General features: G+C 70.6%; 1 protein-coding gene (only partly in view). It reads left to right on the top strand.

Annotation, left to right across the window (positions count from 1 at the left end):
- Nucleotides 1–22,587: the 3' portion of a non-ribosomal peptide synthase/polyketide synthase gene (locus D7Y04_RS11800; protein ID WP_121759385.1), read on the top strand. Its footprint begins 13,554 nt before the window's first position; the window shows 22,587 of its 36,141 coding nt (coding positions 13,555–36,141); its start codon lies off the left edge, out of view; it ends in the stop codon at nt 22,585–22,587.

Genomic DNA, 22,587 nt, shown 5'->3' with positions numbered 1-22,587 from the left:
CTCCTGGCTCGCTACTCCGGCCAGGAGGACATCAGCGTTGGCTCACCCATCGCGGGTCGCACGCACGCGGAGACCGAAGGCCTCATCGGCTTCTTCGTCAATACGCTCGTCCTTCGCTCCCACGTCGCATCGAGTGCTTCGTTCCGCCAGTTGCTCCAGCAGGTGCGCGAGGAATCCCTGGGCGCCTACGCCCACCAGGACGTCCCCTTCGAGCGCCTCGTGGAGGAACTACGTCCCCAGCGTGACCTGACGCGGCCGCCGCTCTTCCAGGCGAGCTTCTCCTTGCAGAACACGTCCATGCCCTCGCTTCAGCTCCCCGGGCTCACCCTGCGGGGACTGGATCTGGAGGGACACAACGTCAAGGCCGAGTTGGAGCTGTTCGTCTTCGAAACCCCAGACGGCTTCGATGGCGCTCTCTGCTTCAACACCGCCCTCTTCGCTCCCGCCACCGCGCAGCGAATGGCGCGGCACTTCGTCTCCCTCGTCGAAACGCTCGTCTCCCATCCCGAGGCACCGCTCGCCTCCGCGGACATGCTCTCCCAGGACGAGCTGCACCAGTTGCTCATCGACTGGAACGACACGCGGTCGCCCTACTCCTCCGAGACCTCCATCCACCAGCGCTTCGCGGACCAGGCTCGCGCGGCGCCGGACGCGGTGGCCGTCCTCTTCGGTGACGACACCCTCACGTACCGGCAGTTGGATGAGCGCGCCAACCAGCTCGCCCACGCCCTCGTCGGTCTGGGCGTGCGTCCGGGCACTCCCGTGGCCCTGGGCCTGGGGCGTTCGCTCGACCTCATCATCGCCATCCTCGGTGTCCTCAAGGCCGGCGCCGCCTACGTCCCGCTGGATATGAGTTATCCGCACGAGCGTCTCGCCATGCTCCTGGAGGACTCCGGCGCTCCCGTGCTGGTGACTCGCTCCGACTGGGAGCAGAGCCTGCCGTCCTTCTTCGGCGCCTCCCTCCTGATGGACGACGACGCAGCGCTGCTTGCTCGCAAGCCCACGCACGCGCCCGCCGTGCCTGCGGCCGCGGACAGCCTCGCCTACGTCATGTTCACCTCCGGCTCCACCGGCCGGCCCAAGGGCGTCATGGTGCCCCACCGCGGCGTCGTGCGGCTGGTGTGCGGCGCGTCCTACTTCCGCTTCGGCCCGGAGCACCGCTACTCCCAGCTCGCGCCCACCGCCTTCGACGCGTCCACCTTGGAAATCTGGGGCGCCCTGCTTCACGGCGCCCAGTTGGTGCTCGCGCCGCCGCATTCGCTTTCGTTGGAGGAGCTCGCCGCCTTCATCCGCCGCCACGCCCCCACGAGCGTCCTCCTCACCGCGGCGCTCTTCGAGCAGATGGCGCTCCACCAGGGAGACACCCTGGCGCGAGTCTCCCAGCTCATGGTCGGTGGCGACGTGATGCCCACCGAGCGCGCCCGGCAGCACCTGGCGAAGCTGGCTCCCGGCTCCGTCCTCGTCAATGGCTACGGTCCCACCGAGAACTCCACCGTCTCCACCGCGCACAGCATGGGCCCGGCGTCGCCCGTCGGGCCTGCGGTGCCCATCGGCAAGCCCATCGGCCAGTCCACCGTGTATGTGCTGGATGCCGTCCTGCGGCCCGTGCCCGTGGGCGTGGCCGGTGAGTTGTTCGTCGGGGGCGCCGGCCTCGCGTGGGGCTACCTGCGCCGGCCTGACCTCACCGCCGAGCGCTTCGTTCCCAACGCCTTTACCTCTTCGCCCGGCGAGCGCCTCTACCGCACGGGTGACAGGGCCCGCTGGCGCGCGGACGGCACGCTGGAGTTCCTCGGCCGCACCGACTTCCAGGTGAAGGTGCGTGGCTTCCGCATCGAGCCCGGCGAAGTGGAGTCCGCTCTGCGGCGGCTGCCCGGTGTCGCCGAGACGCTGGTGATGGCCCGCGAGGATGTGCCCGGTGACAAGCGCCTCGTCGCCTATGTCGCCACCGGTGGCTTGGCGCTGGACGCCGCGGTGCTGCGGGAACACCTTCAGCAGGTACTGCCCGCTCACATGGTGCCCTCCTCCTTCGTCGTGCTGGAGGCACTGCCCCTCACTCCCAACGGCAAGGTCGACCGCAAGGCTTTGCCCGTTCCCGACGCTTCCGCTCCGAACTCCAGCTACGTGGCGCCTCGCACTCCCACCGAGGAGCTGCTCGCGTCCCTCTGGGCCGAGGTGCTGAACGTGCCTCGCGTGGGCGCGCAGGACCACTTCTTCGAATTGGGAGGCCACTCCCTCCTGGCCACGCAGCTCGTGGCCCGCGTGCGCGCCGCGTTCAGCGTGGAACTGCCCCTTCGCTCCGTCTTCGAAGCCCCGAGCCTCGCGGACCTCGCGCGCCGCATCGACGATGCGGGGAAGCAGGCCTCCGGCATTCAAGCGCCTCCGCTGGTGCCTGCACCGCGCACGGAGGCGCTGCCGCTGTCCTTCGCCCAGCAGCGCCTGTGGTTCATGGATCAGCTCGCCCCCGGCTCGACCCTCTACAACGTCCCGTCCGTCCTGCGACTGGAAGGGGAGCTGCACCTCGAAGCCCTGCGCCACAGCCTCACGGAGCTGGTTCGTCGCCACGAAGCCCTGCGCACCTCCTTCTCCGAAATCCAGGGTCAACCCTTCCAGCGCATCGCCTCGCCCACGGACGTGCCCTTGCCCATGGTGGACCTCCGCCACCTGGGCGAAGCGGCCCTGGACGAAGCGCGGCGACTGGCGTCCACCGAGGCCCAGCGTCCCTTCGACCTGGCCTCCGGTCCGCTTGTGCGCGCGTTGCTGCTGAAGCTCGCGCCCACCGAGCACGTGCTCGTCTTCACCCTGCACCACATCGTCTCCGACGGTTGGTCTCTCGGAGTCCTCGTCCGCGAGGTGGCCGCGCTCTACGCAGCCTTCTCCGAAGGCCGGCCTTCGCCCCTGCCCGAGTTGCCTGTCCAGTACGCCGACTACGCCGTGTGGCAGCGCTCCTGGCTTCAGGGCGAAGTGCTCGACGTTCAGCTCGACTACTGGCGCCAGCGCCTCGCGGACGCCGCTCCGTTGGAGCTGCCCATCGACTTCCCGCGCCCCGCCGTGCAGTCGTCGCAGGGAGGCGTGCAGCCGCTGCGGCTGCCCCTGCCGCTCGCGGAGGCGCTCAAGGCGTTCGCCCAGCGTGAAGCGGTCACTCCGTTCATGATCCTGATGGCGGCCTTCCAGGTGCTCCTGGCCCGGTATTCAGGCCAGGAGGACATCAGCGTCGGCTCACCCATCGCGGGCCGCACGCACGCGGAGACCGAAGACCTCATCGGCTTCTTCGTCAACACGCTCGTCCTTCGCTCCCATGTCGCGTCGGGTGCTTCGTTCCGACAGTTGCTCCAGCAGGTGCGCGAGGCCGCCCTGGGCGCCTACGCCCACCAGGACGTCCCCTTCGAGCGCCTCGTGGAGGAGCTGCGTCCCCAGCGTGACCTGACGCGACCGCCGCTCTTCCAGGCACTCTTCGCCCTGCAGAACACGTCCATGCCTTCGCTCCAGCTCCCCGGGCTCTCCCTGCGGGGACTGGATCTGGGGGGCCACAACGTCAAGGCCGAGCTGGAGATGCACTTTTCCGAGTCTTCAGACGGCTTCGGAGGTTCTCTCTCCTTCAACACCGCCCTCTTCGCTCCCGCCACTGCACAGCGCATGGCGCGGCACTTCGTCGCCCTCGTCGAAGCGCTCGTCTCCCATCCCGAGGCACCGCTCGCCTCCGCGGACATGCTCTCCCAGGACGAGTTGCACCAGCTGCTCATCGACTGGAACGACACGCGGTCCCCCTTCCCCCACGAGACCTCCATCCACCAGCGCTTCGCGGATCAGGCTCGCGAGGCGCCGGACGCGGCGGCCGTCCTCTTCGGTGACGACTGCCTCACGTACCGGCAGTTGGATGAGCGCGCCAACCAGCTCGCCCACGCCCTCATCGGCCTGGGGGTTCGTCCGGGCACTCTCGTGGCCCTGGGCCTGGGGCGCTCGCTCGACCTCATCATCGCCATCCTCGGTGTCCTCAAGGCCGGCGCCGCCTACGTCCCGTTGGAGATGAGTTATCCCCACGAGCGCCTCGCCATGCTCCTGGAGGACTCCGGCGCTCCCGTGCTCGTGACTCGCTCCGACTGGGAGCAGAGCCTGCCGTCCTTCTTCGGCGCCTCCCTCCTGATGGACGACGACGCCGCGCTGCTTGCTCGCAAGCCCACGCACGCGCCCACCGTGCCTGCGTCCGCGGACAGCCTCGCCTACGTCATGTTCACCTCCGGCTCCACCGGCCGGCCCAAGGGCGTCATGGTGCCCCACCGCGGCGTCGTGCGGCTGGTGTGTGGCGCGTCCTACTTCCGCTTCGGTCCGGAGCACCGCTACTCCCAGCTGGCGCCCACTGCCTTCGACGCCTCCACGATGGAAATCTGGAGCGCCCTGCTTCACGGCGCCCAGTTGGTGCTCGCGCCTCCGCATTCGCTTTCGTTGGAGGAGCTCGCCGCCTTCTTCCGCCGTCACTCTCCGACGAGCGTCGTTCTCACCACCGCCCTCTTCGAGCAGATGGCTCTCCACCAGGGAGACACCCTCGCGCGCGTTTCCCAGCTCATGATTGGCGGCGACGTGATGCCCGCCGAGCGCGCCCGTCAGCACCTGGCGAAGCTGGCTCCCGGCTCCGTCCTCATCAACGGCTACGGCCCGACCGAGAACACCACCGCCTCCACCGCCCACATCATGGGCCCGGCGTCACCCGTCGGGCACTCGGTGCCCATCGGAAAGCCCATCGGCCAGTCCACCGTGTACGTGCTGGATGCCACCCTGCGCCCCGTCCCCGTGGGCGTGGCTGGTGAGATGTTCGTCGGTGGCGCCGGCCTCGCATGGGGCTACCTGCGCCGGCCTGACCTCACCGCAGAGCGCTTCGTTCCCAACGCCTTCACCTCTTCGCCCGGCGAGCGCCTCTACCGTACGGGCGACAGGGCCCGCTGGCGCGCGGACGGCACCTTGGAGTTCCTGGGCCGCACCGACTTCCAGGTGAAGGTGCGTGGCTTCCGCATCGAGCCCGGCGAGGTGGAGTCCGCGCTGCAGCGGCTGCCCGGTGTCGCAGAGACGCTCGTGATGGCTCGCGAGGACGTGCCCGGCGACAAGCGCCTCGTCGCCTATGTCGCCACCGGTGGCTTGGCGCTCGACGCCGCGGCGCTGCGTGCCCACCTCCAGCAGCAACTGCCCGGTCACATGGTGCCCTCCTCCTTCGTCGTGATGGAGGCACTGCCCCTCACCCCCAACGGCAAGGTCGACCGCAAGGCCCTCCCCGTTCCCGATGCTTCCGTGCAGGAGCGGGGACGGTACGCGCCTCCGAGCACCCCCACCGAAGAGTTGCTCGCCAGCCTCTGGAGCGAGTTGCTCCGGGTGGACCGCATCGGACGAGACGACGACTTCTTCGAGGTGGGCGGCCACTCGCTGCTGGGCACCCAGCTCGTCTCGCGGATCCGCACCACGTTCGGCATCGAGCTGCCCCTTCGCGCCCTCTTCGAAGCCACCACGCTCACCCGGCTCGCACTCCGCGTGGAGGAGGCGCTGCAAGCCACCGAGGGCTCCGCCCTGCCGCCGCCCCGCGCGCTCGACCGGGGCGACGAAGCGCCGTTGTCGTTCGCTCAGCAGCGGCTGTGGTTCCTGGAGCAACTCCAGCCGGGGACGGCCACGTACAACATCCCGAGCGCCCTGCACCTGGACGGGCCGCTGGACCTCGCGGCCCTGGAGCGCGCCTTCCGCGAGCTCGTCCAACGTCACGAGTCCCTGCGCACGACGTTCCATGCGCACGCGGGCGAACCCGTCCAACGCTTCCACGCCACCGCCGAATTCACCCTGGACGTGCAGGACCTGGAGTACCTGGCTCCGGACGCGCGTGAAGCCGAGGCCCGGCGTCTTGCTGGCGCCGAAGGCCTGCGCCCCTTCGACCTCGCCCGTGGCCCACTGCTGCGAGCCTCGCTGCTGCGACTCGCCGAGCACCGGCACATGCTGCTCGTGACGATGCACCACATCGTCTCCGACGGCTGGTCCATGAGCATCCTCGTGCGCGAGCTGGACGCCCTCTACCGCGCCTTCCGCCAGGGCCTTGGCTCCCCCCTGGCCGCGCTGCCCCTGCAGTACGCCGACTACGCGCTCTGGCAGCGCGACTGGTTGCAGGGGGACGCCCTCGAGCGTCAGCGCGCCTGGTGGCGCCAGCACCTGGCCGGTGCGCCGCGTGCGCTGGAGCTGTCCACCGACTTCCCCCGTCCCGCCGTCCAGTCCTTCCGCGGCGCCTCCGTCCCCTTCCTGCTTCCCCCGGAGCTCTCGCACGCCCTCCAGACCCTGGCGCAGCAGCACGGCGCCACGCTCTTCATGGCGTTGCTGGCCTCCACCCAGACGCTGCTCGCGCGCCACTCCGGCCAGGACGACGTCGTCATCGGCTCGCCCATCGCTGGCCGCCGCTTCGCGGAGCTCGAAAGCCTCATCGGCTTCTTCATCAACACGCTCGCGCTGCGCTCCCGTCTGGATGACGCACCCACCTTCGTGCAGTTGCTCGGCCGCATGCGCGAAGCCACCCTCGGCGCCTATGCGCACCAGGACATTCCCTTCGAGAAGCTCGTCGAGGAGCTCCAACCCCAGCGCGACCTGAGCCGCTCACCTCTCTTCCAGGTGATGCTCATGGTCCAGAACGCGCCCCGCGCGGCGGAAGGCGCGCGACCCGACACCCTGACCCTGCGTCCCGTCGCCCAGGACTCGGGCACGTCCGCGAAGTTCGACCTCACCTTCGTCTTCACGCACTCGCCCCAGGGCCTGGTCGGTTCCATCACGTACAGCACCGCCCTCTTCCGCGAGGAGTCCATCCGCCGGCTCGTGGGCCACCTGCGCGTGCTGCTGGAGGCCGTCGTCCTCGCGCCAGACACGCGCGTGCATGATCTGCCCCTGCTCCCGCCCGAGGAGCGCCAGCAGGTGCTCCTTGCGTGGAACGACACGGCCCGTCCCTTCGACGCCACGAGTGCCCACGCCCGCTTCGAAGCCCAGGCCCTCCGCACGCCGGACGGGGTCGCGCTCGTCTCCGGGGAAGACCGCCTCACCTACCGGGAACTCCACCAGCGCGTCCTGCGCCTCTCGCGCAGGATCCAGGCGCGGGGCGTGCGCCCGGACGAGCCCGTGGCCCTGTGCGCCCGCCGCGCACCGGACATGGTCGTCGCGATGCTCGCCATCCTCCACGCCGGGGGCGCCTACCTCCCGTTGGATCCGGACTACCCCGCGGACCGCCTCGCCTGGATGCTCCGCGATTCGCAAGCCCGCGTGCTCGTCACCCAGCAGTCGCTGCGGGATGCGGTGCCGTCGGACGGGCTCGACGTCGTCTTCATGGAGGAGACCGGCGACGGCGAGGCCGCGCACGCTCCGGGCGCCGCCCTGCCCGGGACGCGGGCCTACGTCATCTACACGTCGGGAAGCACGGGCCGCCCCAAGGGCGTCATGGTGCCTCACCACACGCTCTCCAATTTCCTGGAGGCGATGGACGCGGTGCTGGGGACGTCCACTCCGGGCACCTGGCTCGCCGTCACCAGCATCTCCTTCGACATCCACGTCCTGGAGCTCCTCTGGACGCTGACGCGCGGCTTCCAGGTCGTCCTCCACGACGAAAAGGCCGCGGCCCGGGGCGCCGCGCTTCCACTCGCGCGGTTGCTGCGCCAGCACGCCATCACCCACCTGCAGTGCACGCCCGCCTTCGCGCGTTCGCTCGTGCTGGCGCCCGACGCCGTCTCGTCGTTGGGGACGTTGCGGCACCTGCTCGTCGGCGGCGAAGCCCTGCCCGGAGCACTCGCCGTCCAACTGCGCGAGGCCCTGCCCGCCGCCGTGCTGCGCAACATGTACGGGCCCACGGAGACCACCGTCTGGTCCTCCACGCACGCCGTCACCGTCGACGCACCGCGTGCCACCGTCTCCATTGGCGCGCCCATCGCGAACACGCGCCTGTACGTGCTGGACGCTCGCGGCCAGCCTGTGCCCGTGGGCGTTCCCGGTGAGCTCCACATCGCGGGCGACGGAGTGGTGCGCGGCTACCTGGCGCGCCCGGAGCTGACCGCCGAGCGCTTCGTGCCGGATGCCTTCTCTGGACTCCCCGGCTCGCGCATGTACCGCACGGGCGACCTCGCGCGCTGGCGCTCCGACGGGACGCTCGACTTCCTGGGCCGCACCGACTTCCAACTGAAGGTGCGTGGCTTCCGCATCGAGCCTGGCGAGGTGGAGGCGGTCCTCGTGCGTCACCCGAGCGTGCTCCAGGCGGTGGCCGGAGCCCGGCCCGACGCATCCGGCGACGGCAGGCTCGTGGCGTGGGTGGTGCCGAGCGACGGACAGGCGTTGGAGCCCGCCGCGCTGCGCGACTTCGCCCGCCAGCACCTGCCCGAGCACCTGGTGCCCTCGCTCTTCATGGCCTTGGACACCCTCCCCCTGACCCCCAACGGCAAGGTGGACAGGAAGGCCCTGCCCATACCGGACGCACCGGCCTCCACCGCTGGATACGTCGCGCCGCGCACCCCTACCGAGGAGAAGCTCGCGGCCCTCTTCGCCCAGGTGCTTCGCGTGGCGCGCGTGGGTGCCACCGACCACTTCTTCGAGCTGGGTGGACACTCCCTGCTGGCCACGCAGCTCGTGTCGCGCGTGCGCGTCGCCTTCGACGTCGAGCTGCCCCTCCAGGCGCTGTTCGAAGCACCGACCGTGGCGGAGGTCGCGGCACGCATCGACGCCGCGCTCCAGTCCGGCCAGCTCGCGGCGGCCCCTCCGCTCCAGCGCGCTCCGTCCGACCAGCCGCTGCCCGCCTCGTACTCGCAGCACCGGGTATGGCTGCTCGACCAACTGGCCCCCGGTGGAGCGGCGTTCAACATGCCCCTGGCCCTGCGCCTGTCCGGAGCGCTGGACGTCGAGGCCCTGCGTCGCGCCCTGGAAGCCCTGGTGCACCGGCATGAAGCCCTGCGCACCACGTTCCGCGCGACCAGCGAGGGCCCCATCCAGGTCATCGCACCGCCCGGCCCTCTCGCACTTGCGCCCATCGACCTGAGCTCGCTGCCCGCGGACGCGCGCGAGGCCGAGGCCCAGCGGCGCTCCGACGCGGAGGCCCAGCGCCCGTTCGACCTGGCCACGGGTCCCCTGCTGCGGGTGGCGCTGCTGGCGCTGGACGCCGGGGAGCACGTCCTGCTCCTCACGCTGCACCACATCATCAGCGACGGCTGGTCCATGTCCGTGATGGTGCGCGAGGTGGTGGAGCTCTACCGCGCCTTTGCCACCCAGACACCCGCGGCCCTGGCGCCCCTGCCCCTCCAGTTCGGCGACTACGCCGCCTGGCAACGCCAGTGGCTGCAAGGAGACGTGCTGGAGGCGCAGCTCAGCTGGTGGCAGCGTCAGCTGGACGGCGCACCGAGGGCGTTGGAGCTGCCCACCGACCGGCCCCGAGCACCCCACACCTCGCTCCGCGCGGAGGTGCTCCCCGTCGAGTTCCCTCTGGCGCTGAGCGAAGCCGTGGAGGCGCTCTGCCGCCGCGAGGGCATCACGCCCTTCATGTTCCTGCTCGCGGCCTTCCAGCTGCTCCTGGCGCGGTACTCCGGCCAGGACGACATCAGCGTGGGTTCGCCCGTCGCGGGCCGAAACCGCGCCGAGTTGGAGGGGCTCATCGGCTTCTTCCTCAACACGCTCGTGCTGCGCACCCGCCTGGACGGCGACCCCACCGTGCGCGAGCTGCTGGCCCGCGTGCGCACCACCGCGCTGGACGCCTTCGCGCACCAGCATGTGCCCTTCGAGCAGCTCCAGCCGATGCGCGACCTGCATCAGGCGCCGCTGTTCCAGGTGATGTTCATCCTGCAGAACACGCCCCCGGCGGAGCTGTCCGTCCCGGGGCTGACATTCCGCGCGCTCCCCTCGCGCAGCCGCGCCGCCAAGTTCGACATGACGCTGTCGCTCAGCCGGACCGCGCGGGGCTTCGTGGGGGCCCTGGAGTACGCAAAGGACTTCTACGACGCCTCCACCGCCGAGCGGCTGATGCGTCACCTGCACGTGCTCGTGAAGGCCCTGGTGGCCACTCCCGAGCGCCGGCTCTCCGAGCTCGCACTGCTGACCGGGGACGAGCGCCGCCAGCTGCTGGTGGACTGGAACGCCACGCGCGCGGACTTCCCCGACGCCTGCGTGCACACGCTCTTCGAAGTCCAGGTGCGCCGTGCGCCAACCGCGCGCGCCGCCACCTTCGAGGGAACGCACCTCACCTACGCGGAGCTGGACGCCCGCGCCAATCAGGTCGCCCACGCGCTGCGCCGCCGGGGTGTCGGGCCCGAGGTGCGCGTGGCCCTGAGCGTGGAGCGCTCGCTGGACGTCGTCATTGGTCTGCTGGGCATCCTCAAGGCCGGGGGCGCGTGGGTGCCGGTGGATCCGCTCCTGCCGCGCGAACGCCGCGCCTTCATGCTGGAGGACAGCGGCGCGCGGGTATTGCTGACGCAGGAGACCCTGCGGGACCGCTTCCCCGAGCCCCACCGTACGTCCGCCCTCTGCCTGGACGCGGAGCGCGACGCCCTTGCCAGAGAGCCCACCGATGCACCGGCCAGTGGCGTCACCCCTGGCCACCTGGCGTACCTGCTCTACACGTCCGGCAGCACGGGCCTGCCCAAGGGCACGCTGGTGGAGCACCGGAGCGTGGCGAACCTCGTCACGCACGAGGCGATGGCGTACGGCATCGGGCCGGGCGACCGCGTCCTCCAGTTCGCCAACCTGAGCTTCGACCTGTCGGTGGAGGAGATCTTCACCACGCTGTGCGCGGGCGCGACGCTGGTGCTGGCGCCCATGGAGAAGCTGATGCCGGGCGCGCCGCTCCAGCAGTTGCTGAGGGAGGAGGCCCTGACGGTCATCAGCCTCACGCCCGCGGCGCTGGCGGCCACGCCCGCGGATGGACTGCCCTCGCTGCGCACCGTCATCTCTGGAGGCGAGGCGCTGCCCTCCGAGGTGATGGCGCGCTGGGCCTCCAGGCGGCGGCTGATCAACACCTACGGCCCCACGGAGGCCACGGTGGTGGCCACGCTCACGGACTGCGTGGCGGATGAACGGGTGCCCGCCATTGGCAAGCCACTGGCCAACGTACGCGCCTACGTGTTGGACGCGCGCGGCGAGCCGGTGCCCGTGGGCGTGCGGGGAGAGCTGTACCTGGGAGGCGTGGGCGTGGCGCGCGGCTATGCGGGCAGGCCCGCGCTGACAGCCGAGCGCTTCGTGCCGGATGCGTTCTCAGACGAAGCCGGAGCCCGGCTGTACCGCACCGGCGACGTGGTCCGCTGGCGCGAGGACGGCACACTGGAGTTCGTGGGCCGAGGCGATGCGCAGGTGAAGGTGCGCGGCTTCCGCATCGAACTGGGAGAGGTGGAGGCGGTGCTTCGCGCGGCCCCCACCGTGAAGGACGCGGTGGTGTTGGTGCGCGAGGACGTGCCGGGTGACCGGCGCCTCGTGGCGTACGTCGTCGCGGATGCGCTGGATGTGTCCGCGCTCCGGGAGCATCTGAAGCAGCACCTGCCCGAGTACATGGTGCCCGCGGCCTTCGTCGCGCTGCCCGCCCTGCCCCTCACCGCCAACGGCAAGGTGGACAGGAAGGCCCTGCCCGCACCGGACTTCACCGGTGACGACCGCGAGCACGTCCCGCCGCGCACCGACACCGAGGAACGGCTCGCCGGCCTGTGGCGCCCGCTCCTGGGAGTCACGCGCGTGGGAGCCACCGACAGCTTCTTCGATCTGGGCGGACACTCGCTATTGGCCACCCAGGCCATCAGCCGCATCCGGGAGGCGTTCGGCGTGGAGCTTCCGCTGCGCGCCCTCTTCGACGCCCCCACCGTCGAGGGGCTGTCCACACGCATCGACGCCGCCCTTGAAGGCAGGGGGGTACTGGCCCCTTCGCGTCGGCGTGAAGGCCCCGCGCTGTCCGTGCCCCTCCTCCCGTTGGAGGAGGTCGCGGCGCGCGAAGTGGTACGGCCCGCTTCGGTGGAACCGAGCGATGACTCCTCGGGCGCACGTCCGCTCACGGACGCCGAGCGCCAGCAGGTGCTGGTGGACTGGAACGCGACGGCGACCGACTTCCCCCGCGATGCCACCTTGCCGGAGCTGATCCAGGCGCAGGTGGAGCGCACCCCGGATGCCGTGGCGCTCGCGTTCGAGGGCCGCACGCTCACATACCGGGAGCTGGACGCACGGGCCAATCAACTGGCGCACGCCCTCATCGCGCGCGGCGTGGGGCCGGAGGTCCGCGTGGGCCTCCTGCTGGAGCGCTCGCTGGAGCTCGTGGTCGCCCTGCTCGCCACGCTGAAGGCCGGCGGCGCCTACGTCCCCTTCGACCCCGCCTACCCCGCCCAGCGCCTCTCCTGGATGTTGGAGGACGCGCGCCCCTCCGTGCTCCTGGCCCAGGAGCATCTCCTGTCGCGCCTGCCCTCCCATGACGCCCGCGTGCTGTGCCTGGACACGCAGTGGGACGACGTCGCCCTCCTGCCCCGGCACGCGCCTCCTCCGCGCGCCACCGCCGACGCCCTCGCCTACGTCATCTTCACCTCCGGCTCCACCGGCAGGCCCAAGGGCGCCATGAATGCCCATGGCCCCGTGGTGAATCGCCTGCTGTGGATGCAGTCCGCCTACGCCCTGGGCCCCGCGGACGTCGTCCTTCAGAAGACTCCCTTCAGCTTCGACGTCTCCGTCTGGGAGTTCTTCTGGCCCCTCATGACGGGCGCTCGCCTCGTCCTCGCGAAACCCGGCGGACACCAGGAACCCGCCTACCTCGCGCGCCTCGTCGCAGAGGCCGGTGTCACCACCCTGCACTTCGTGCCCTCCATGCTTCAGGTATTCCTGGAGGAGCCGGGGCTGGAGTCCTGCACGGCCCTGCGCCGCGTGGTGTGCAGCGGCGAGGCCCTTCCCCTGGAGCTCGCGGAGCGCTGCCTGCGGCGCCTGCCTTGGGCCGGGCTTCACAACCTCTATGGCCCCACCGAGGCCGCCGTCGACGTCACCTTCCACCAGTGCCTGCCCGGCGAATCCCGCCGCTCCGTACCCATTGGCCGGCCCGTGGCCAATACCCAAATCCGTCTATTGGACGCGCACCTGCGGCCCGTCCCCGTCGGCGTCCCGGGCGAGCTCTTCATCGGCGGTGTGCAGGTAGGCCGCGGCTACCTGGGCCGCCCGGAGCTGACAGCTGAGCGCTTCATCCCGGATGGTTTCAGTCACACACCCGGCGCTCGCCTCTACCGCACCGGCGACGTGGCCCGCTGGCTGCCGGATGGCGCCATCGAGTACGTCGGCCGTGCGGACTTCCAGGTGAAGGTGCGCGGCCTGCGCATCGAGCTGGGCGAGATTGAGGCTGCGCTGGAGCAGCACCCCGGCGTGCGTCAGGCCGTGGTGGTGGCCCGCGAGGACGCCGCGGGTGACAAGCGTCTCGTCGCCTACGTCGTGCGGAGCAGCGGCAGCGAAGCGGTGGAGGTGAGTGCGCTGCGCTCGCGGCTGTACGAGAAGCTGCCCGAGTACATGGTGCCCTCCGCCTTCGTCCTGATGGACGCCCTGCCTCTGACTCCCAGTGGCAAGGTGGACCGGAAGGCCCTGCCCGCGCCCGCGACCTCGCAGGCCCGCGTCCCCACCCGCGCGCCGCGCACCGACACCGAGCGCGATCTGGCGGCGCTCTGGAGCCGCGTGCTGCGCATCAACGAGGTGGGCGCCGAGGACGACTTCTTCGACCTGGGCGGCCACTCGCTGAGCGCCACCCAGGTGCTCGCGCGCATCCGCCAGCACTTCGGGGTCGAGCTCTCGCTTCCCGACTTCTTCGCGAGCCCCACCGTGGAAGCGGTGGCCCGCCGCATCGACGCGCTGGCCCTGGACCGGCCGGCAGCCACCGTTCCTCCGCTGCGCGCGCGTCCTTCACAGGACCCCGCGCCGCTCTCCTTCGCGCAGCAGCGCCTGTGGTTCCTCTCGAAGCTGGACCCCGACAGCGCGAACTACAACCTCCCCACCGCCGTGCGACTGGAGGGCCCGCTCGACGTGGCCGCGCTCACGCGAGCCCTGCGCGACGTGCTCCAGCGTCACGAATCCCTTCGCACCACGCTCCAGGAGCAGGGACACCAGCCCGTCCAGGTCATCGCCCCGGAGCCCCCACTGCCCGCGGTCTGGGCGGATGTCAGCGGCCTTCCCGACTCCGAACGCGAGGCCGCGCTCCAGCGCCTCGTCGAGCACGAGGCGTGGCGGCCCTTCGACCTGGCGGCGGGACCGCTCTGGCGCGTGCTGCTCGTCCGGCTGACCGAAGCCCGGCACGCACTGCTCGTCACCCTGCACCACGTCATCTCCGACGGCTGGTCCATGGGCGTCCTCGTCCAGGAGCTGACGACGCTGTACACGGCCCACGCGCAGTCGCGTCCCGTGAGCCTGGAGCCGCTCGCCGTGCAGTACCCGGACTTCGCCCTCTGGCAGCGCGAGTGGCTGCGCGACGAGGTCCTGGAGGCGCAGCTCGGCTGGTGGCGGGCACGGCTCCAGGGTGCGCCCCGGACGCTGGAGCTGCCCACGGATCGCCCGCGCCCGGCTACGCCGACGCTTCAGGGTGGCGCGCACGCCTTCCAGTTCCCCGTGGAGCTGACGGAAGCGATCCAGGCCGTCTGCCGTGAGGAGGGCGTCACGCCGTCCATGGTGGTGCTGGCCGCCTTCCAGCTGCTGCTGTCGCGCTACTCCGGCCAGGAGGACATCAGCGTGGGTTCGCCCATCGCTGGCCGCACGCACGCGGAGCTGGAGGGGCTCATCGGCTTCTTCGTCAACACCCTGGTCCTGCGCACGGACCTCGCGGGAGTCCCGAGCTTCCGCTCGCTGCTCGCCCGGGTGCGGGAGGTGACGCTGGGTGCCTACGCCCATCAGGACGTGCCCTTCGAGAAGCTGGTGGAAGCCCTGCGGCCCGAGCGCATCGCCGGCCGCGCGCCCCTCTTCCAGGTGCTGATCGTGTACCAGAACGCCCCGACGCCGGAGGTGCTCGGGCCCGGGCTGCGGATGGCGCCCCTGAAGATCGAGCAGCGCGCATCGAAGTTCGACCTCTCCCTGTCCGTCAGCGACCGGGGCCAGGGCCTGCGAGGCGTGCTGGAGTACAGCACCGACCTGTTCGACGCCTCCACGGCGGAGCGCATGGTGGGCCATCTGCGAGTGCTGCTGGAGGGAGCGCTCGCGAACCCGGATCATCCGCTCCGCGCCCTGCCCCTGCTCACGGCCGGGGAGCGGCAACTGCTGTTCCACTCGTGGCGCGACCCGTCCGCCGCGAACGCGAAGGACGCCGGCCTGCACCGGCTCCTCGAGGCCCAGGCCCGGCTCACGCCGGAGGCCGTGGCCGTGGAGATGGACGGAGAGTCCCTCACCTGGGCCGAGGCACACCGGCGTGCCCGCGAGGTGTACCGGGCGCTGGTCGTGCAGCGGAAGGTGGAGCTGCCCGCGCCGCCGCCGCTGGTACCGGTGCCGCGCACGGGCCTGCTGCCGCTGTCGTTCGCGCAGCAGCGGCTGTGGTTCATCGATCAACTGGAGCCCGGCACCGCCACGTACAACATCCCGTTCGCGCTGCGCGTGCAGGGTGCGCTGGATGTGCCAGCGTTGGAGCAGGCCTTCCACGCGCTCCTCCACCGTCACGAGGCCCTGCGCACCACCTTCGTGGTTCGTGACGCGGAGCCCTTCCAGGAGATCCACCCTGCCGGCGACTTCCACCTGCCCCTGGTGGACCTGGGCGCGCTGCCCGTGGCCGAACGCGAGGCGGAAGCGCAGAGACGAGCCGCCACCGAAGCCGCGCGTCCGTTCGACCTCGCGCGCGGACCGCTGCTGCGCGCTTCGCTGATCCGGATGGATGCGCGGGAGCACGTGCTGCTGATGACGATGCACCACATCGTCTCCGACGGCTGGTCCATGGACGTGCTCGTGCGCGAGGTGGCGGGGCTCTACGGCTCCTTCGTCCAGGGCAAATCCTCGCCCCTGCCGAAGCTGCCCGTGCAGTACGCCGACTTCGCCGTCTGGCAGCGCACGTGGCTGCAAGGCGACGTGCTCGAGGCGCAGCTGGGCTACTGGAAGCAGCAGCTCTCCGGCGCTCCCGCATTGCTGGAGCTGCCCACCGACAAGCCGCGTCCCGCGGTGCAGTCCCAGCGCGGTGCGTCCCTGCCTGTCCACCTGCCCTTGTCCCAGGCGCTCACGGACTTCTGCCAGCGCGAAGGTGTCACGCCGTTCATGGCCCTGCTGGCTGCCTTCCAGGTACTGCTGTCGCGCTACTCCGGCCAGGAGGATGTCTCCGTCGGCACGCCCATCGCGGGCCGCACGCGCGGGGAGACCGAGGGCCTCATCGGCCTGTTCATCAACACCCTTGTCCTGCGCTCCCACGTCGCGCCGGATGCTTCGTTCCGTCAGCTCCTGGCCCAGGTGCGTGACACCACGCTGGCCGCGTACGAGCACCAGCACCTGCCCTTCGAAAAGCTCGTCGAGGAGCTTCAGCCCCAGCGCAGCCTGAGTCACTCGCCTCTCTTCCAGGTGATGCTCGTGCTGCAGAACGCGCCGGTTTCGGAACTGAGCCTTTCGGACCTGTCCTTCCAGCCCCTGGCGCGCGACTCCGAAGCCACCAAGTCCGACCTCACGCTGTCTCTCTCCCAGTCGCCGCATGGCCTCACTGGCACCCTGGGTTACCGCACCGACTTGTTCGAGCCGTCCACCGTTGCTCGGATGGTGGAGCACCTGCGCATCCTGCTGGAGGCCGCGCTCGCATCTCCTGGGATGCCTGTCAGCGAGCTGCCCTTGCTGACTGACTCCGAGAAGCAGCGGCTCCTCACAGACTTCGTGTCCACCGAAGCGCCTCTGCCGCCGCATCACAGCGTGCACTCGCTCTTCGAGCAGCGGGCGGCCTTGCATCCGGATGCGCCCGCAGTGGCGTGCGACGGGCAGGTGCTCACCCACGGAGAGTTGGACGCGCGCGCCAACCAACTGGCCTGGCACCTGCGCTCCCTGGGCGTTGGCACCGACTCCTGCGTCGCCCTGTGCCTGGAGCGCTCCGTCGAGACCGTCGTTGCCCTGCTGGGCGTCTGGAAGGCCGGTGGTGCCTACGTGCCCCTGGACCCGGCCCAGCCCGCCCTTCGCTTGCAGTCGTTGGTGCAGGAAGTCTCCGCGCCCGTCGTCGTCACGGTGGCTCGTCATGCCTCCGCGTTTGCGTCGTCTTCCGCGCACGTCGTGCGCCTGGATGAGGACGCTGCGACACTGTCCCGACTGCGCACGGACGCGCCTCCTGGCGTGGTGCATCCGGACTCGCTCGCCTACGTCCTCTTCACCTCCGGCTCCACCGGCAGGCCCAAGGGCGTCGCCGTTGCCCACTCCCAACTCTCCACCTACGTCACCTCCGTGACGCAGCGCCTGGGCCTGGAGGCGTGCTCCTCCTTCGCCCTCGTCTCCACCTTCGTCGCGGACCTGGGCAACACCGTCCTCTTCCCTGCTCTCACCACCGGCGGCCTGCTTCACGTCCTCACCCAGGAGTGCGCCTCCAGTCCCGCCGCCCTGGCTGACTACTTCGCGCGCCACCCCATCGACTGCATGAAGGTGGTGCCTTCTCACCTGGCGGCGCTGCTCACCGCGCCCCAGCCTCGTCACGTCCTGCCTCGCAAGCGCCTGGTGCTCGGCGGTGAGTCCTCCACCTGGGCTCTTCTCCAGACCGTGCACGCGCTCGCTCCGGACTGCGAGGTACACAACCACTACGGGCCCACTGAGACGACTGTCGGTGTCCTCGCTGGCCGCGTTCAGCTTTCAGCTTCGACCTCCGTGCCGCTGGGCTGGCCCCTGGCCCACTCGCGCCTCTACGTCCTGGATGCTTCGCTGCGGCCCACGCCTCTGGGCGTCCCGGGCGAGCTCTTCGTCGGCGGCGCCCAGGTGACACGCGGCTACCTTGCCCGGCCTGACTTGACGGCAGAGCGCTACGTGCCGGACCCGTTCAGCCCTACCCCGGGTGCTCGCATGTACCGCACCGGCGACCGCGTGCGCTGGCTTGCCGACGGCCGCGTCGAGTTCCTCGGCCGCGTCGACTTCCAGGTGAAGGTGCGTGGCTTCCGAGTCGAGCCCGGAGAAGTCGCCACCGTGCTGCGTGGACTGGCGGATGTGCACGAAGTCGTCGTCGTGGCTCGCCAGGACGCTCTCGGTGAGGCCCGCCTCGTCGCCTACGTCGTCGCGGATACCCAGGACGTGTCCGCTCTCCGTGAGAGCCTCAAGCAAAGGCTGCCCGAGTACATGGTGCCCTCCGCCTTCGTCTTCCTGGACGCCCTGCCTCTCACGCCCAACGGCAAGGTGGACCGCAAGGCACTGCCCATTCCGGACGCCTCCGCGTCGAACTCCGATTACGTGGCGCCCCGCACTCCCACGGAGGAACTCCTCGCGTCCCTCTGGGCGGAAGTGCTGCGCCTGCCTCGCGTGGGCGCGCAGGACCACTTCTTCGAATTGGGTGGCCACTCCCTCCTGGCCACACAGCTCGTGGCCCGCGTGCGCGCGGCGTTCAGTGTGGAGCTGCCCCTGCGCTCCGTCTTCGAAGCCCCGATCCTCGCGGACCTCGCGCGCCGCATCGACGACGCGGGGAAGCAGTCCTCCGGCATTCAAGCACCACCGCTGGTGCCGGCGCCGCGCACGGGAGAACTGCCGCTGTCCTTCGCCCAGCAGCGCCTGTGGTTCATCGATCAGCTCCTCCCTGGCGCATCCACCTACAACGTCCCGTCCATCCTCCACCTGGAAGGAGAGCTGCACCTCGAAGCCGTGCGTCGCGCCCTCACCGAACTGGTGCGCCGCCACGAAGCCCTGCGCACCCGCTTCCCCTCCCACCAGGGTCAGCCCTTCCAGCGCATCGCTTCACCCACGGACCTGCCCCTGCCCATCGTGGACCTCAGCTCCCTGGGTGAGGCAGCCCTCGACGAAGCACGGCGACTGGCATCCACCGAGGCCCAGCGTCCCTTCGACCTGGCCTCCGGTCCGCTCGTGCGCGCGTTGCTGCTAAAGCTCGCGCCAACCCAGCACGTGCTCGTCTTCACCCTGCACCACATCGTCTCCGACGGCTGGTCCCGAGGCGTCCTCGTCCGCGAGGTGGCCGCGCTCTACGCAGTCTTCTCCGAAGACCGGCCTTCGCCCCTTCGAGACCTGCCCGTCCAGTACGCGGACTACGCCCTCTGGCAACGCTCGTGGCTGCAAGGTGACGTCCTCGACACCCAGCTCGACTACTGGCGCCAGCGACTCTCGGACGCGGCTCCGCTCGAGCTGCCCACCGACTTCCCACGCCCCGCCGTGCAGTCGTCGCACGGTGCCATGCAGCCGCTGCGGCTGCCCCTGCCGCTCGCGAACGCACTCAAGGCCCTGGGACGGCGTGAAGGCGTCACCCCCTTCATGTTCCTGCTGGCTGCCTTCCAGGTGCTCCTCTCGCTCTACTCGGGCCAGGAGGACATCAGCGTCGGCACGCCCATCGCGGGCCGCACCTACGCGGAGACCGAGAGCCTCATCGGCTTCTTCGTCAACACCCTCGTGCTGCGCACCCGCGTGTCCCTCCGTGCGTCCTTCCACCAGTTGCTCAAGCAGGTGCGCGAGGCCGCCCTCGGTGCCTACGCCCACCAGGACGTCCCCTTCGAACGACTCGTCGAGGATCTGAGGCCTCAACGTGACCTGACGCGGCCGCCTCTGTTCCAGGCCCTCTTCTCGCTGCAGAACACCTCCATGACCGCGGTCCAACTGCCGGGCCTCGTCCTGCACCCGCTGGAGGTGGAAGGCCACACCGTCAAGGCAGAGCTGGAGTTGTTCCTCTTCGAGACACCGGACGGCTTCGACGGCTCGCTCGGCTACAACACCGCGCTCTTCGCTCCCGCCACCGCACAGCGCATGGCGCGGCATTTCGGCGTCCTCGTCGAAGCCCTCGTCGCCCATCCCGAGGCACCGCTCGCCTCCGCCTCCATGCTCTCTCACGAAGAGCAGCGTCAGGTGCTGCTCGACTGGAACGACACGCGGGCGTCCTTCCCCCACGAAGCCTCCATCCACCAGCGCTTCGCGTCCCAGGCACGCGAGACGCCAGACGCAGTGGCCCTGATCTTCGGAGACGACCACCTCACGTACCGGCAGTTGGATGAGCGCGCCAACCAACTCGCCCATGCCCTCATCGGCCTGGGCGTCACTCCGGGCACACCTGTCGCCCTGGGCCTTGAGCGCTCCTTCGACCTCATCGTCTCGCTCCTCGCCATCCTCAAGGCTGGCGCGGCCTACGTACCGCTGGAGCTGGCCCATCCCCGCGAGCGCCTCGCCCTCTTGCTGGATGACTGCGCCGCGCCACTGCTCCTCTCGCATTCCTCACTGGCCGAGCGCCTGCCATCCTTCCCTGGACGCACGCTCCTGCTGGACGACGAGGCCTCACAGCTCGCGCGTCAGCCCACGCACGCGCCCGCCGTGCCTGTGTCCGCGGACAGCCTCGCCTACGTGCTGTTCACGTCCGGCTCCACCGGCCAGCCCAAGGGTGTCCTCGTGCCCCACCGGGGCATCACCCGACTGGTGCTCGGCAGCGACTTCATCCGCTTCGGCGCCGACGAGGTCTTCCTCCAGTTCGCCCCTGTCGCCTTCGACGCTTCTACCCTCGAAATCTGGGGCGCGCTGCTGCACGGCGCGACGCTCGTCCTCGCGCCGCCGCATGCCCTCTCCACCGAGGAGCTCGCGGCCCTGCTTCGCGACCACCGTGTGACGACGCTGTGGCTCACCGCGGCCCTCTTCGAGCAGATGGCGCTGCATCAAGGCGAAGCCCTCGCGAAGGTCCGTCAGGTCCTCGCCGGTGGCGACGTGCTGCCCGCCGAGCGCGTGCGTCAGCACCTCTCCCGCCTGTCTCCGGGCTCCGTCCTCATCAACGGCTACGGCCCCACCGAGAACACGACGTTCTCCACCACGCTCACGCTCCGCCCCGACACGCGGGTGGAAGGCACCGTGTCCATTGGCCGTCCCATCTCCAATGCCACGGCCTATGTGCTCGACGCGCGGCTGCGTCCAGTGCCCGTGGGCGTCCCCGGCGAACTCTTCGTCGGAGGCGACGGCCTCGCCTGGGGCTACCTCCACCGCTCCGACCTCACCGCCGAGCGCTTCATCCCGCACCCCTTCGCCACCCTCCCGGGCCAGCGCCTCTACCGCACCGGCGACAAGGCCCGCTGGCGCTCCGACGGCACGCTCGACTTCCTCGGCCGCACGGACTTCCAGGTGAAGCTGCGCGGCTTCCGCATCGAGCCCGGCGAAATCGAAGCCGCGCTGCGCCGGTTCCCCGCCGTCTCCGAGGCCCTCGTCCTCCTCCGCGAGGACATGCCCGGCGACAGGCGCCTCGTCGCCTACGTCGTCCCGTCCGCGCCTGTATCCGAAGCGCTGACGGAGACGCTGAGAACCCAGCTCCAGCAACAGCTGCCCGGCTACATGGTGCCCTCCGCCTTCGTCGCCCTGGAGGCCCTGCCCCTCACACCCAACGGCAAGGTGGACCGCAAGGCCCTGCCCGCTCCGGACGTCGCGGCGACACACGGCCGCTACGTCGCGCCGCGCACGCCCCTGGAGCAGCTCATCGCCCAGGCCTTCGCGGAGGTGCTGCGCCTGGAGCACGTCAGCGCCGACGCGGACTTCTTCGACCTGGGCGGCCACTCCCTGCTCGCCGTGCATCTCATGGCCCTCCTACGGGAGCGCACGGGCCGGGCACTGCCCCTATCCGCGCTCTTCCAGAGTTCCACCGTCGAGCGGCTCGCCGCACGGCTGTCACCCGCCGAGGAAGCCCAGGTCCTGGGACCCAACCTGGCGCGGCTCGACACGGGAGACTCGCAGCGCCGGCCGCTGTTCCTCGTCCATGGCGGTGGCGGTGGCGTGCTCAGCTACGCGGACCTCGTGCGCCACCTGGGCAACGAGCGGCCCGTGTATGGCCTGTTCGCGCCCGGACTGGAGGACGGAGACCTTCCGCCGAACTCCATGGAGTCGCTGGCCCGGCTCTACCTGGAGCAGGTGCGCGGCGTGCAGCCCCACGGCCCCTACCGGCTCGCGGGCTGGTCGTTCGGCGGCCTCGTGGTCTACGAGATGGCGCGACAGTTCCAGTCCCTGGGCGAACAGGTGGAGTTCCTGGCGCTGCTCGACAGCATCGCGCCCTCGGGCGAGCCGGATCCGGAGCCGCCGCCGATGATCCGCCTGGCCGCGTTCGGCAAGATGGTCGGGCTCCCCGTCCAGGACGTCCCCGCCTCCGAGATCGAGCAACTGGAAAGCCTCGATGGCGAAGCGTTGCTCTCGCGGATGATCCAGCTGCTGCGCAACCTGCCCGCCGCGGGCGGACTGGAGCCGGGACAGATTGAGCGCCTCTTCGCCGTCCACGAACGGCTCGGCGAAGCCAACCGCGGCTACATCCCCGCCGGCCCCTACGAAGGTCCCGTCGAACTCTTCCGCGCCGCGGTCCGCGCGAACGACCCCACCCGCGCCGAGGACGAAGGATGGAAGGCGTGGCTCCCGGGAGGCATCTCGGTGTGCCACGTGCCGGGAACGCACCTCACCCTCCTGGAGGAGCCCCAGGTCCCCACGCTGGCGGAGCAGCTCACGAAACGCCTGCGAGCCCTGGACGCCGATTGA

The sequence above is a fragment of the Corallococcus sp. AB038B genome, assembly GCF_003668955.1.
Lineage (GTDB): Bacteria > Myxococcota > Myxococcia > Myxococcales > Myxococcaceae > Corallococcus > Corallococcus exiguus.
The sequence above is the reverse complement of the archived record's forward strand: the minus strand, read 5'-3'. Positions and strand labels throughout refer to the sequence as shown.